This window comes from Paraburkholderia sp. 35.1 (assembly GCF_050436525.1).
Taxonomy (GTDB): domain Bacteria; phylum Pseudomonadota; class Gammaproteobacteria; order Burkholderiales; family Burkholderiaceae; genus Paraburkholderia; species Paraburkholderia tuberum.
The window spans coordinates 594,323-608,646 of the sequence record NZ_JBNDMJ010000001.1 but is presented as its reverse complement, the minus strand read 5'-3'; the positions used below and the strand labels follow the sequence as shown (position 1 = coordinate 608,646).

Sequence of the window (14,324 nt, the reverse complement as noted above, 5' to 3'; positions counted from 1 at the left end):
AAAGAAATTGAGCCGGTCGCGGATGAGGGGGATGCGGCGATACACTGTAGTCGGATCTTTCAAGGAGGCCGTCATGAAACTGGTCGACTGGAACATTCAGTGGGGATGCGGCGTCGACGGCCGCGTCGACCTCGGACGGATCGTGCGGGAAGCACGCGCGTTGTGCGACTTCGACGTCCTGTGTCTGCAGGAAGTCACGCGCGGCTTCAACGAAGAACCGGCGGCCGGCGGACTGAAAGGCGCGCCATCGTCCGATCAGTTCGCCGAACTTGCCGCTCTGCTGCCGGAGATGACCGTGCTCGATGCGATCGGCTCCGATCTGCCCTCGTTGGGCGCGAGCCGTCATCGGCGGCAGTTCGGCAATGCCATCGTGACCCGTTTGCCGGTTCGTCAGGTGCTGCGCCATTCTCTGCCGTGGCCCGCGGACCCCGCCAAGCCGTCGATGCTGCGCGTCGCGCTCGAAGCGGTGCTCGAAGCCGACGTCGGTCCGCTTCGTGTCATCACCACACACCTCGAGTTCTATTCGGAGAAACAGCGGCTCGCACAAGTAGCGAGACTGCGCGAGTTGCATCAGGAGGCGTGCGCTCACGCGCGCGCTCCCGCGCGTGGCGAGAAGCCGGACAGTCCGTTTGCCGATACGGCGCGCCCGGTCAGCGCGATTTTGTGCGGAGACTTCAACAGCGCATTCGAAGACACCGCCTTTTGCCGAATGCTCGAACCGATCACCGACGCTCCGGCGTTCGTCGATGCGTGGGCCCGCGCGCACCCCGGCGAGCCGCGTGCCGCGACGGTCGGCCTATACGATCACGAGCAATGGCCCGACGGAGCATTCGCGTGCGATTTCGTTTTCGTCACGGCAGACCTGAGCGCACGCATTGCATCGTGCGATGTCGATCAGCACAGCCGCTCGTCCGATCATCAGCCGATGTGGCTAGAACTGCGTTGAAGGGACTCGGGGTTACCGCCCCGTTATTGGCGCAGGAAAATCTGACCGCGTGATTCGGTGGGATGCTTAAGGTGCTGTTAAGCGTTGCTCTGCGATGGTTGAGCCTATGTTCAAGCCATGAGAATAGTGAGCACGTCACATGAATAGCAACCCGTCGCAAACTCGCGCGCATGCACTCAGTAAAGTCCCGCAGATCACGCTGGGCTTCTGGATCATCAAAATCGCCGCCACGACGCTTGGCGAAACGGGCGGCGATTGGGTGACCATGTCGCTCAAATTGGGTTATCTGATCGGCACCGCGATTTTTGCGGTTATTTTTATTGGGCTGGTCGCAGGGCAGATCAGGGCGCAGCGGTTCAATGCCTCGCTCTATTGGGCGACCATCGTTGCAACGACCACGCTCGGTACCACGCTGGCCGACTTCTTCGATCGTTCGGTGGGAGTCGGCTATCCGGGCGGTGTAGTCATCGTCTTCGCGCTTCTGCTTGCGAGCCTGGGCGTCTGGTACAAATCGGAAGGTACGGTGGCGGTGCAGAGCGTAACCACGCCCAAAGCCGAGTGGTTCTATTGGGTGACGATCCTCTTTTCGCAGACACTGGGTACGGCCTTGGGCGATTGGGTGGCGGGATCGGACGAAGGCGGTCTGGGGCTTGGCTATGAGTACGGCGCTTTGATCTTCGGTGAGGGGCTGCTGATCGTCGGTGCGCTTTATTACTGGTCGCGGCTGTCACGGACCGCTATATTCTGGGCGGCGTTCATCCTGACGCGTCCGCTAGGCGCGACCTTGGGGGACCTGCTCGACAAACCCATTTCTCAAGGTGGGCTTGAGATCAGCCGACTCTATGCTTCGGTGATTCTGGTTTCGTTCATGGCGCTCTGCGTGATTTTCTTACCGCAACGTCCTGCTGGGCGAGCGATGCGGTAGATGGCGCGAAGAGGCTACGAATGTTCGGGAATAGCCATTGCGTGCCCGCTTTCGCCGCGACACCGACGCGCAGAACGAGCGCGTCGACCTATCGGTAGCGCGCCCGCTCGACGTCCGAGGCCGACATGAAGAATCCGTGGACGAAGAAGAACCCGTTCCTGAGCATGTGGTTAAGCGGCGCCAATACCGTCGCCAACTCAGCGCGGGTAAGAACGACAGCGGCAGCCAAACGCGCGACCTCCGCATTCTGGAGCGCCGCACTCAGCTCACCGAAGCCGAAGAAAAGTAGAAAGACACGCCGCTGAGCGGACTCGTCCGCTGTCGGGCGAATATGCCGGCTGGCGTGCGCGTCCGGACGCACGGCGTATCAGGACCGGGCGTTTCTCGACTCTCGGGTGGCGCCGCGTTGTTTGCCGTGTCTGCTCCTTCGACTACGGCAGCGACGAGTTTGACGCAACGCATTGGCACAGTGCCAGTTCATCCTCGCGAAGCTCGGCCTCGGGAATTTCGCTGCGCCCTCAAACTGGATGCGGTCCTGTCAACCCGGCCAAACCGGAAAAACGAAGGAGCGCGATAGTCGCGCTCCGTTCATTCATGGGTTACAGCAGGCAGGCTTACTTGATCGCAGTCAGGTAAGAGCCGGACAGGAAGCGTTGCGAACGCGGAATGGTCGCCGTGTAGGCCTGAATCGCGGCTGCCAGCTGCGGACGAATCAGGTTACGGTTGTAGTCGTAGATCGAATAGCCGTCGCCTTCGCCATTGCTCGGATCGCCGTTACGCACGACATACCAGAACGCCTTTGCCACTGAACCGTTGTTCATCAGAACCTTCAACTGGTTGAATGCGGCCGTTTGTCCGGCGTCCGTACCGTTGGTGCCATTGTTGGTCTCGGTCAGCCAGATCGGCTTCGTGCCACTGCTAACGAGGTTCGACACCGTGGTCATGAATGCCTGCACCATCATGTCGTATTCGGCGCTGCCGAAGTAGGGGTGAACGTCGACGACATCGATCGTGGTGTTCAACGGGCTGGAAGCACTCTTCGTGTTGTTACCCATTGCCTTGATGTAGTCGGTCGCCTGGATCAGCTCGCTGCCCGCGGGCGGTTTCCAGCCGTTATTCGGGTACGCCGAGTTGTAGAAGTACGAGATGCCCTGAGTGTGCAGAACCGTTTTGTAGCCCGACTGGCTTTTCGTGTTCAGGATCTGCCTGGCTTCCGAATAGAGCGTCTTGCTGCGATTCAGAATGTATCCGGAGATACCGTTCGGATCGCCGTAAGACGGGTCCGAAGCGGAGAACGACCAGTTGGTCTCATTGAACAGTTCGATGTCAGCCGTAAAGGGCAGAACGACGTCCATGAGCGAGCCGAGATACTTCGTGAACGTCGCGTCGCAGAAGTCGAGTCGCGGTGACGATGCGCTCGGCGGATTCTTGGTGGCCGGGCATTGGTATGCGCTAGACGGCGCGTACATGCCCACCTGGAAAAGAATCTTCATGCCGCGCGTGCGTGCGGCGTTCAGAAGCGACTTCAGAAAGGCCACTTTGTTGGGATCCAGCGTGCTGCCGTCGGCCAGCGTCATGAAGTCCCACGAAACGCCGAGGCGAACCGTACCCACGCCCAATCCGGCAATCAGATCCAGGTCCTTTGAGCATTCGCTCAGCGCCGTCTGATCCGCACTCCAGAGATTGCAGTTCACGTCCATTGCAAAACGGTCGTTTCCGCTTCCGGTGGGCGGCGGCTGCAGCGCCGCGAGTTGCTGGGCGGTGGCGGCGGTCGAAGTCGTCTGGGAGAACGCTGGCATCGATTGCCCGCACAACAGGGCTAAAACGGCGAATAGTGAGTAGAGTCTGAGTTTCATGGCTTAGCTATAAATTGCTACTGACCGGGGATGGGCCGAGAACGTTGGAATTACGTTTGCCGATGACCATCAGTTCCTGAAGCGATGGCATACGTAACGCAAACACGTCAAACGCGTGAGTCAACGGTCGCTGACATCACGATTGAAAATGCTCTTGCACGGGATAGGCGGGTTTCGTATCGATCGTCGCGAAACGGTTCAATCGCCTTGTCCCGCCCGTTGCACCAGGGCGCGGTTATAAGGCTGACCGTTCGCCTGAACCGGCGGAGAGCCATTGTCGGGGGGCACTACGCCGTTGCTGTACGGATCTGTAGCCGCGTTCGCGACTGTGTCGGCAGGGAGGGAGTTGGCGGTCACGGACGCGGTGCTGCCATCATCGCCTGTTTCACCTCCACAACCTGCAAGGCTTAGTACGCCTGCGATGAATGCAAGCGCCGAAGCAGTTTTTGCGATCTGGGGAAGCCGACGAAATGACGGTTTCAGTCTTGGAGAGAGTCTGCTGGAAAAGGACATCTGTCTATCAAGGCCGATGGAACCTTGCCGCTAAAACGAACAACGTTCGCGTGATAAGGACGTCGCCACGAAAAAATACGCAACAACACGAAGTACAACTGAATAATGACCGGCTTTTGTCAAGCGCCGCCCGCTGCCGCACTCGCGTGGGGCACTAATCGCGTTTTAATCTTCAGATTTAATGCGACCTACTGAAAACCCGCTTTCATCATTTTCAATCGGAAGATTCGGTAATTCGTCGCAAATTGCGAAGTTTCTCCAATCGAATCAAAATCGACAAGGTTTTCCCTGAGTAATCTGATGAATACGAATGATACAGAAATGGAACAAATCTCGCGCCATCGGGCGTAACTAAGCGTAACAACGAAATTTGTGCTATGTGAGGCCATCGGCAACGTGTCCCTCCTCGCTTCCCACGCTTATCCAGAGGCGTTCTCGCGCCCGAGTTCGAGATTCACAAAGCAACAAAAAAACCGTTACAAAATTGTTACTTGTCGCTTTTAGACAGTCGGGGCACTTTAATTTCCGCCAATGTATGGTTCTTATCGGGATGGCTCGGGACCTAATTAAATGCTAATTAAATGTCTCGGTATGGTTTTAGAAAGAAAATAATGCTGCCGAGGCATTTATATGGGCCGTACCGGTCGCATCAAATAAATCGCGGAATGCGAATTTTGCCACGGTTTGACTTTGTGCTTTGGAACAAGGAGACGGCCGGGAGCCAACGGCGCGGAACCTGCATATCATCGCCAGCGAAACACGCGCAATGGCTCGCCGTGGTCGCGGCGAAACTCGAAGCCGCCGGACACCGGCGCTGCTTGCTATTCGCCATCGCGGACTTGCCATCGCGCCGATGCTGAGGCCTTGTTGGGCAACGCCTTCGTTGTAGGAGCAGGGCTTGGCAGTTCGGTAACGGTCAGCCGAGTCTCTTCGGCCGGGCCGACCTGGTCCGCCTGCCTGACGCGTCTTGCCGCCACGTTTGAGCGCGCAATCCATTTTCGCGACTTCGCCATTTCCGCCGCCTCACGACGAATCTCAGGACGACATAGGGTTTTGCTCGGGCTCTCTAAAACAACCAGTCTTTGAAGTTTCATTGTTATGTGGCCGACCTCACAAAGCGGAGCAAGTCGCGGGCCGGACGCTGTCATTTTCCGGAAGGTTCTCTGCTACGCTCCCGAATGCCGTTGATTCGCAATTAGAAAGCGAACGTAGCCGTCGCGCGACTCGTGCGCATTATCGCGCGGGTAACACGCAATAAAAGATGGCGACGAATGGTTCTGCGAGCCATTACCCGTTGCGGGAGATCATAGTCATGTTCCATCAACATGCGCCGACTCGCGCGGCGTTGCGTGCGTGCGCGCCGGTCCGAAGTCCGAGGCGCCGCGCGCTGCTGCGTGGCATATCGGCCGCGGCGTTAGCCGGCGTTTCTTTTCCGCTATACGCGCAGCACGCAAGCATAGGACTCGTCACGCCGCCCATTCGTCTCGACGACTTCTGGCTGGTCGATCAAAGCGGCCAGAAACGGTTGCTAACCGACCTGTTGCGTCAGAAAGTGACTGCGTTGCAGACGATTTACACAGGATGCACTTCAGTTTGTCCTTTGCAGGGTGCGCTGTTCAGCACCGTTCAGCAACGGATATCGCAGTTACAGCACCGCTACCCCGTTCAGTTGGTGTCGATCGGAATCGATCCGCTTTCCGACACGCCGCCCGCGCTGCACGCATGGCTCATGCGCTTCCAGGCCGGACCCGAATGGCGGGCGGCCACGCCGACGTTGCAGGACGTCGACCGGATGCGCAGAGCGCTTTCGGGCAGCACCCTGCCACTCGGCAACATTGCCGATCACTCGACCCAAATCTACTGCTTCGATGCGAACGCAATGTTGCGCTGGCGAAGTGACGACCTGCCTCGCGCGGATCAAATTTGCGATGTACTGGGCGCATTAGGGCGTGTGTAACCTACTGGACTGAGGCTATGTCACAAAACCGATCGTTTAGGATCCTCTCGCAATCGTTCGACGGGTGCGTGAAAGCGTTGCTGCTGATCACATTCATGGCGACGCTTTCGATGTTCTCCACAGCTGCCGACGCGCAGACATCGAGCACGCTCACCGTCAACGGCACGACCTTGTGCGCCGACGTGAACGCCGAATCGAAGACGCCTGGCGCCTCGGTTATCGAGTGGACGTGCAATGGCGGGAATAATCAGCACTGGACACTGACGCAGAACAACGGGCTTTATCAGTTCGTCAACGTCAACAGCAACCTTTGCCTCGACATATACGGTGTCAGCACGGACGCCGGCGCTGGGGCGGACCAGTGGACCTGCAATGGCCAGGCGAATCAAAGCTTTCAGCTGATCCCGCAAGGTGGCGGCTTTGCAATCGTCGCGTCGCAGAGTCACCTGTGTCTGGCTGCTGCCAGCCTCACGGCGAAGGGCTCGCAGATCACGCAGCAGCCTTGCAGCGGAACCGCTCTGCAGACGTGGCAGATCAGCGGCATGACCGCGAAAACATTGCCGGCGAAGTGGACTACACCCTATAACCTGTCGATCGTGCCGGCAGCTGCGGCGAATCTGCCCGATGGCACCGTGGTAGTGTGGTCCGCCGACCAGAAGCTGGACTTTACGGCTGGCGAAGTCACCCCCGGCAACACATACACCGCAATCTTTAACCCGACTACCGGCACGAGCAAACAGGTTCTCGTGTCGAATACCGGCCACGATATGTTCTGCCCGGGCATCGTCAATCTTCCGGATGGCCGTATTTACGTCACTGGTGGCTCGAGCAGCGACGCGACGAGTTTCTACACGCCTTCGACTGGAAAATGGTCGTCAGGTCCTCTAATGAATATTCCGCGCGCCTACCACGGCAGCGTAACGTTGAGCAATGGCAACGTATTCCTGGTGGGCGGCTCGTGGAACGGAGGCGAGGGCGGCAAGACCGGCGAAACCTGGTCACCGAGTACGGGTTGGCAGGTCAATAGCGCCATTCTCGCCGACTACATCCTCACGAATGACGCGGCTGGCATTTTCCGCTCCGACAATCATGCATGGTTGTTTGCGGTGGCAAATGGGCGAGTCTTCCACGCCGGTCCGAGCGTTGCCATGCACTGGTTCGATACCGCCGGCGCGGGCAACGTGACGCCTGCCGGCAACCGGGGCAGCGATACCGATGCGATGAACGGCAACGCCGTTATGTACGATATCGGCAAGATCCTGGCTGTAGGCGGTGCGCCGAGCTACGAGTATGCCAACGCGACTGCGGACGCCACCCTAATCGACATCAGCAGCGGCACCGCGGTGACGCAAACGCTTACGCCGATGAATTACCGCCGCGCCTTCAACACCAGCGTGGTCTTGCCGAACGGTCAGGTGGTAGTCCTTGGTGGAGAGGCGTACCCGATAACGTTTTCGGACGACACCGCCGTGCTGGCGCCAGAGTTGTGGGACCCTACCACCAAGACTTTCTCGGTGCTCCCGCCGCAAGCCGTGCCGCGTAACTATCACAGCATCGCACTGCTGTTGTCGGACGGTCGCGTACTGAGTGGTGGCGGTGGACTGTGCGGAACCTGCTCGACAAACCATACGAACCTCGAAATACTGACGCCGCCGTACCTGCTCAACGCGGACGGCTCGGCAGCAACACGACCGACCCTCACAGCCGCGCCCACTACGGCACAGCTCGGGACATCGATCGCCGTAACGGGCAGCAGTGGCATCACGGCCTTTGCGTTGATGCGCATGTCTTCGTCGACCCACGCGGTCAACAACGAGCAGCGGCGGGTACCCGTGACTTTCACGGTAGGAACGGCGGGCGAATATCTGATCAATATTCCTTCTGACCCGGGTGTCGTCGTGCCTGGCTACTACATGCTGTTCGGCCTGAACGCGAAGGGCGTGCCGAGCGTTTCGCGCACGGTGCAGATCCAGTGATGGCGGTACGGTCACGGCGAACCGCGGCGCGTGCGCTGGCGCTGGCGCTGGCGAACATCACGTATGTCGCGCATGGCGCGCCGCTTTGTGCGTCGAACGATCTCGGGTGTTCGATCTTCAACGGGCAGCATTCGGTTGAGGCGCAATTGCGCGACGACGATCGTCTGTTGCCCGGCTCGACCACGCGTTGTGCGAACTGCCATTCGCAAACCGGCTCGAGCGACGCATTCGCACCACCCTTGACCGCCGGCAACCTGTTTCCTGCGAAGAGTCGAAGGGACGGTCCGGCGAGCAGTTACGATCAGGCAACGTTCTGCAGGGCGCTGAGGGAAGGCATCGACCCGGTCAACGTGATGTTGCGCAAAGCCATGCCTCACTACCGGATATCCGAGACCGAGTGTGCGGCGCTCTGGCATTTCGTGACGAAGCGCTAGCACCTTTGCGTGCGGTTGCGCGAATTCGGCGCCGTTTGCTCCACCAGCTTTTGTCGGTGTTTTCACGCTATACGGGCGCTTGTTCGAAATGATCGAAATAGCGACATCGCAATTGCGCACGACCTTGTTGGTGCGAAAAACGCGAATGTGCGGCAGCGTACGGAGGTGCGGCAAGCCGTCAGATAGGCTGCGATGACTTCTGCTATGAATAACTCGATTTCTGTTTGCTGGCGCAATATATCGGATGCGGAAAAATTAGAAATCTGCGCCAGATCTGGCGGAAGTCTCTTTTAGACCATAAGACGATTCATTTCGAGCACGCTTGCGAGCAGGACTGACGTACTCGGCCTGTGCGTCCGATTTCAGCCGTCCCGTGACAAAAAGCGAGATCTGGCAACGCCGCATCGCCTGCACATTAAATCTAGCTTCCACCCTTTTCGTACACCCTCCCTGGGGTTTCGATGAATCAGAACTCTCTGCTTACGAATGCTGCCGTGCTCCGGAATAACGATGTAAGTCTTTCGCGTTATTTCGACGTTCTAATGGCCAACCGCTGGCTGGTCGGTGCAATCGCCGGCGGCGTGCTCGCCGTGGGCGTGGCCTACGCGTTTATCGCGCCGTCGGTGTACCAGGCCGATATTCTCGTGCAGGTTGAAGACAGCATTCCGACCAACAATTCAAAAAGCCCGCTGGGCGACGTCGCCAGCATGTTCGACGTCAAAACAGAGGCGACGGCTGAAATGGAAATCCTGCAGTCGAGAATGGTGGTCGGAAAAGCGGTCGACGATCTGCACCTCGACGTCAGCGCAAAGCCGAAGCGCTTTCCCTTGATCGGAGACTGGTTGGGCCGGCAAGCCCGGAGTCTTTCCGAGCCAGGGATCTTCGGATTTGGCGGATATGCATGGGGCGATGAAGCGATCAAGGTGTCCAGCTTCGACGTCCCGGAAGCATTCGAAGGCGAGAAGTTCGTTCTGACGGTTCTGGACGGCGGACGCTACCGGCTGGAGCAGTCGGATCTCAGCGAGCCGATCGAGGGTCGCGTGGGCGAAAAGCTCGACACGAAACTGCCCGATGGCGCGATCACGCTGCAGGTCGATTCGCTGAACGCAAAGCCGGGCACGCAATTCATTCTGGAGAGACAGTCGCGCGAGAAGACGGTGGAAAGCCTGCAAAACCGGCTGACGGTCTCGCAGAAGGGTAAAGACAGCGGCATCATCGGCGCGTCGCTGATGGGCTCTGAGCGGCTGCTGACGGCCAGCACGCTCGCCGAAATCGGCAATGCGTATGTTGACCAGAATCTGAAGCGCAAGGCGGCGGAAGCCGAGAAGTCGCTTGCGTTCCTGAGCGCGCAGCTGCCGCAACTCAAGAGCGACCTGGAGCGCGCCGAGGGACGCTATAACGACATGCGCAACCGCATGGGCGTGTTCAATCTGAGCGAGCAGGGCAAGGCCTATCTGGATCAAAGCGTAGCCACGCAGCGCAGCCTGCTCGAACTGAAGCAGAAGCGCGCGGAGATGGGCGCGATCTACGCGCCGGGTCACCCCGCGATCCAGGCGATCGATCAGCAGATCGGCATGCTGAGCAGCAGGATCGGAAGCTTGTCGCAGCAGGAACAGGCGTTGCCGGACCTGGAGCAGAATGCGGTGCGCCTGACCCGTGACATGAACGTGAACAACGAGCTTTACGTCGGCATGCTGAACAACATGCAACAGCTCAGACTGGTTCGCGCCGGCAAGGTCGGAACGGTGCGGTTGATCGATAACCCGGTGGTGCCGAAAGAGCCGATCAAGCCGAACAAGCTTCTGGTGATTGTCTATGCTGCGTTGGGCGGCCTGATTCTGGGCGTGGGTGCGGCGTTCGGGCGTACGGCGCTGTATCGGGGCGTGACCGACGCGCAGGAGATCGAGGAGCAAACGGGCCTGAACGTCTATGCGAGCGTGCCGCTGTCGCAGGCGAAAGTCGCGCGAATCGGCAAGACGCCGAAGCTGCCCGCTGGCGAGAAGTTCCTGCTGGCGAGCGAGTTTCCGCGCGACCCGTCGATTGAAAGCCTGCGCCGACTCAGAACCGCGCTTCATTTTGCCATGCTGGAATCGGAATCGGGCGACAATCGCGTGCTGCTGACGGGGCCGACGGAACAGGTGGGCAAGTCGTTCCTTTCGGCGAATCTGGCGGCGGTCGTATCGGCGGCCGGCAAGCGGGTGTTGCTGATCGACGCGGACTTGCGCAAAGGTCATCTCGAGCAATACTTTGGTCTCGACTCGACCCCCGGCCTGGCTGACTATCTGACGTCGGACGTGACGTCCGACCCGGTGATCATGCGTGACGTGCGTCCGGGCCTCGACTTCGTTGCGCGCGGAGCGATACCGGAGAACCCGGCCGAGCTTCTGGTGAGCGAACGCATGCAGCAATTCCTCGCGAAGACGAGCGAATACGATATCGTGCTGATCGACACGCCGCCGGTGCTCGCCGTCTCCGACGCGACCGCGCTTGCGGATAGCTGCGGCACCGTGTTGCTGGTGACCCGCTTCGAGACCACTTCCATTGCGCAGGTGCTGGAGGCGACCGCGCAGCTCAAGCAGGCGAATGCCCGGGTGAAGGGCGTGATCTTCAACGGGATCGATACGGATGTCTATCGCTATAGTCTCGGCGCGCGCGCAGACCTCTATCGCAGTGCTTCCTATCTCGATGCACTGCCGGCCAGTGGAGAGACAAAAAAAGACTAGCCTTCACGGCGCGAGGGCCGTCGTCACGAATGGCGATGAAAAATCAGCCGACTTTCGGCGTGAATGATTGGCGGATATCAAAGACTCATTCGTCAGTGTCGCTGGAGTTGTACTGAGTCAGGCGCTTAATTTCGTTTCGATTCTCTTGATCGGGAAGTTCTGCGGGCCGACGGCTATCGGGTACTTTTTATCCGCTCGTTAATCGGCTTGCGTCCGGACGTTGCGTGCATGGCGGCGGACAAGGCCCAGGCCGTGCGTGCAATGACGAGTTGCAGCGCCGTCGCCATACCGATCGGCCCCGCGCTTGGTGGCCACGATCATTTCCGCCCCTCCGATTCGATCCCGGTGATCGCCCTCGCATTCGGCGTATTTCCGCAACAGACGCTGGGTGAAGCGCTGACCAGCTGAGCGCACGGGCACCGGCGTCTTCATCTATGGCGGGATCTTTTCGACCTCTCTGTTTGTGCCGGCCGGCGTCTGCCATTTTGATGCCGATGATCTTCGTCCGTCGCGACGCCGGCAGCTTCGCGCTCGCCTACCGCGTCGGCTATTTTCGTGCGTCACGTTCTTCTGAACCCGCGCGCCGCCGGCGATGCGATGCGCTTGCCATTCTGAAGTTTGGCGCCGAAAGCGTGGCTAAACCCGTGGTATAGTGAGTTCGATTATTAGGTCGGCATCCATCCGCAAGCGGGACATTGCGCCCTTGTCAATCTCTGCCGGACTTTGGATCGCCTTCATCACACTGTCCGGTGCCGCTAGGGAAGATCTCAAGCCATAGCTACGCCACCGATGACATCGTGCTGTTCAACTTCTCAAAAATTCGATGTGGTCGTAAAGGGAGTGGAAGATGGTAACTTTCTTGACGCATGCCGCCTGTCTGCTGATCGGCGTGGCGATTGGGGTCTTCGCGTGTGCGCTTTGCGTTGCGCGCGCGAGAGGATCAAAGGAGGATAATTAGTCTCATCGCCCTCTTATGATTCATCCGTCATTGCGGATATCCGCTGCTTCCTCTTTGCAACACCATCAAGCGCTTTGGAGCAGGGCAGAACAGCAAAATGACGCAAACGGCGGAGTCGGCGTTCGCGTTCATCTCATCGATTGCAATTAGACGCCTTCACTGGACCGGGGTCAGGTAGGGACCCGATAGGAATCGCTGCGCTCGCGGGATGCTCGCGGTGTAGGCCCGAATAGCGGCGGCAAGCTGCGGACGAATCAGGTTGCGGTTGTAGTCGTAGATCGAATAGCCGTCGCCTTCGCCATTGCTCGGATCGCCGTTACGCACGACATACCAGAACGCCTTTGCCACTGAACCGTTGTCCATCAGCACCTTCAACTGATTGAATGCCGCGAGTTGTCCGGCGTCCGTACGGGTCGTCCCGTTGTTGGTTTCCGTGATCCAGATCGGCTTGGGACCGCTAGCGACCAGATTCGAAACGGTCGTCTTGAACGACTGCATCAGCGTTTGGTAGTCGGCGCTGCTGAAGTACGGGTGAACGTCGACGACGTCGATCTCGATGTTCAAAGGGCTGGAAGCACTCTTCGTGTTGTTACCCATTGCCTTGATGTAGTCGGTCGCCTGGATCAGCTCGCTGCCCGCGGGCGGTTTCCAGCCGTTATTCGGGTACGCCGAGTTGTAGAAGTACGAGATGCCCTGAGTGTGCAGAACCGTTTTGTAGCCCGACTGGCTTTTCGTGTTCAGGATCTGCCTGGCTTCCGAATAGAGCGTCTTGCTGCGATTCAGAATGTATCCGGAGATACCGTTCGGATCGCCGTAAGACGGGTCCGAAGCGGAGAACGACCAGTTGGTCTCATTGAACAGTTCGATGTCAGCCGTAAAGGGCAGAACGACGTCCATGAGCGAGCCGAGATACTTCGTGAACGTCGCGTCGCAGAAGTCGAGTCGCGGTGACGATGCGCTCGGCGGATTCCTGGTGGCCGGGCATTGGTATGCGCTAGACGGCGCGTACATGCCCACCTGGAAAAGAATCTTCATGCCGCGCGTGCGTGCGGCATTCAGAAGCGACTTCAGAAAGGCCACTTTGTTGGGATCCAGCGTGCTGCCGTCGGCCAGCGTCATGAAGTCCCACGAAACGCCGAGGCGAACCGTACCCACGCCCAATCCGGCAATCAGATCCAGGTCCTTTGAGCATTCGTTCAGCGCCGTCTGATCTGCACTCCAGAGATTGCAGTTCACGTCCATTGCAAAACGGTCGTTTCCGCTTCCGGTGGGCGGCGGCTGCAGCGCCGCGAGTTGCTGAGCAGTGGCGGTAGTCGCGTTCGTTGTCTTGGCGCGACCGTCCTTCGCGAAGGACGACATCGGCTGCCCACACAAAAGTGTTAAGACGGCGAATAAAAAGAAAATTGTGAGTTTCATTTCGCAACTATAAATGCTGTCGCCTGGAATTGGTTCCGAAAACGTCAGAGTTAAGTGTGGCGATGAACATCAATTGTTGACGCGACCGCATTGACGGCACGAATACGTCGAACACGCGCATCGAATACCGTGTCGACGTCAGAGTCCCGCACTGACACTACACTTCGAACAGAGCGACTCAATCTTCCTAAGGATGCGCCCCCTTGTTCGGCATTAGTCCAAGCTGAAGTTTGTTGTGTGACGCAATGCCTCACTATCAGATTTCCGACGCCGGTTGCGCCACGCTTGCCGGCGTATCACGAAGTCTTCGCGTCGAACTCCGCAATGAGCGAATCGTCCGGTCATGTACGGGAACGCACATCGATTCGTAGTGCCGAGCCGGGATACTTGCGACTTCGATGTGCAGCGCGAGTCATCGCATAGACCTTGCCGCGGTCAGTCATTACACAAGTTGTTCTTTCATCAAATGTTCTTTTTTCCTAAAGATAAAAATTGTCGTCTCTCTTTAGACAAATTCGAAATCACGAGCGTTCGAAAGAACGGTTACACGTCTGATAAAAGTATGCGTCTGACCTGAACGCTTTGTCATGATATTTACGAGTGATACCTGGCGATAAGAC

General features: G+C 58.5%; 11 protein-coding genes. 9 read left to right on the top strand and 2 right to left on the bottom strand.

Annotation, left to right across the window (positions count from 1 at the left end):
* Positions 1 to 73: 73 nt before the first annotated feature.
* The 3 genes from OKW27_RS03050 (at position 74) to OKW27_RS03040 (ending at position 2,160) form a co-directional block, all read left to right on the top strand.
* Positions 74 to 946, top strand: a complete 873-nt coding sequence (locus OKW27_RS03050) for an endonuclease/exonuclease/phosphatase family protein (protein ID WP_429332497.1) — start codon at positions 74 to 76, stop codon at positions 944 to 946.
* A gap of 139 nt (positions 947 to 1,085) precedes the next feature.
* Complete coding sequence (locus OKW27_RS03045; RefSeq protein WP_429332496.1) at positions 1,086 to 1,871, top strand: COG4705 family protein; 786 nt, start codon at positions 1,086 to 1,088, stop codon at positions 1,869 to 1,871.
* A gap of 136 nt (positions 1,872 to 2,007) precedes the next feature.
* Positions 2,008 to 2,160 (top strand): hypothetical protein, encoded by a 153-nt coding sequence (locus tag OKW27_RS03040; protein WP_429332495.1) that lies wholly within the window; start codon positions 2,008 to 2,010, stop codon positions 2,158 to 2,160.
* Between the two features lie 325 nt (positions 2,161 to 2,485).
* On the opposite strand, the gene OKW27_RS03035 is transcribed toward OKW27_RS03040, so the two are convergent.
* Positions 2,486 to 3,670: a glycosyl hydrolase gene (locus OKW27_RS03035; protein WP_429332494.1), complete on the bottom strand. Its 1,185-nt coding sequence runs from the start codon at positions 3,668 to 3,670 to the stop codon at positions 2,486 to 2,488.
* Between the two features lie 1,882 nt (positions 3,671 to 5,552).
* On the opposite strand from OKW27_RS03035, the gene OKW27_RS03030 reads away from it, so the two are divergent.
* The 6 genes from OKW27_RS03030 to OKW27_RS03005 all read left to right on the top strand — a co-directional run bounded on the left by OKW27_RS03030 (position 5,553) and on the right by OKW27_RS03005 (position 11,983).
* Positions 5,553 to 6,197, top strand: coding sequence for an SCO family protein (locus OKW27_RS03030; protein ID WP_429332837.1), 645 nt, complete (start codon positions 5,553 to 5,555; stop codon positions 6,195 to 6,197).
* Positions 6,198 to 6,214: 17 nt separating this feature from the next.
* Positions 6,215 to 8,173: an RICIN domain-containing protein gene (locus OKW27_RS03025; protein ID WP_429332836.1), complete on the top strand. Its 1,959-nt coding sequence runs from the start codon at positions 6,215 to 6,217 to the stop codon at positions 8,171 to 8,173.
* Positions 8,173 to 8,607 (top strand): hypothetical protein, encoded by a 435-nt coding sequence (locus OKW27_RS03020; RefSeq protein WP_090811682.1) that lies wholly within the window; start codon positions 8,173 to 8,175, stop codon positions 8,605 to 8,607. The genes OKW27_RS03025 and OKW27_RS03020 overlap by 1 nt, the downstream gene beginning before the upstream one ends.
* Positions 8,608 to 9,068: 461 nt before the next feature.
* Positions 9,069 to 11,330: a polysaccharide biosynthesis tyrosine autokinase gene (locus OKW27_RS03015; RefSeq protein ID WP_429332493.1), complete on the top strand. Its 2,262-nt coding sequence runs from the start codon at positions 9,069 to 9,071 to the stop codon at positions 11,328 to 11,330.
* A gap of 228 nt (positions 11,331 to 11,558) precedes the next feature.
* The gene (locus OKW27_RS03010) at positions 11,559 to 11,738 is read left to right on the top strand and encodes a hypothetical protein (RefSeq protein ID WP_429332492.1); all 180 of its coding nucleotides are present in this window, start codon (positions 11,559 to 11,561) and stop codon (positions 11,736 to 11,738) included.
* A gap of 80 nt (positions 11,739 to 11,818) precedes the next feature.
* A complete protein-coding gene (locus OKW27_RS03005; protein WP_244145196.1) occupies positions 11,819 to 11,983 on the top strand; it encodes a hypothetical protein in 165 nt (54 codons plus the stop codon).
* A 461-nt stretch (positions 11,984 to 12,444) separates the two neighbouring features.
* Here OKW27_RS03005 and OKW27_RS03000 read toward each other — a convergent pair whose 3' ends face one another.
* Positions 12,445 to 13,443, bottom strand: coding sequence for a glycosyl hydrolase (locus tag OKW27_RS03000; protein WP_429332491.1), 999 nt, complete (start codon positions 13,441 to 13,443; stop codon positions 12,445 to 12,447).
* Between the last annotated feature and the right edge of the window lie 881 nt (positions 13,444 to 14,324).